Below are 226 nucleotides of genomic sequence, written 5' to 3'. Positions count from 1 at the left end.
GATCAATCCGCATGCCCTGCAGGGTGTTGATCAGGCTGATGCCGTCCGCCCCGGCCTCCTCGCAGGCCCTCGCCATCTCCGCGATGTCCGTCACATTGGGGCTCAGCTTCAGGATGACCGGCTTTTTCGTCACGGCCTTCACCGCCCGGGTCACGGCTGCCGCCTGACGGGGATCCGTGCCGAAGCTCATGCCGCCCCCGTGGACGTTGGGGCAGGAGATGTTGAC

General features: G+C 66.4%; 1 pseudogene. It reads right to left on the bottom strand.

The features are described 5' to 3' along the window. Nucleotides 1–226: pseudogene (locus AB1471_RS18070) on the bottom strand (dihydroorotate dehydrogenase catalytic subunit); the annotation flags it as partial.

It is taken from the genome of Jeotgalibacillus marinus (genome assembly GCF_040801915.1).
Taxonomy (GTDB): domain Bacteria; phylum Bacillota; class Bacilli; order Bacillales; family Jeotgalibacillaceae; genus Jeotgalibacillus; species Jeotgalibacillus marinus.
The sequence above is the reverse complement of the archived record's forward strand: the minus strand, read 5'-3'. Positions and strand labels throughout refer to the sequence as shown.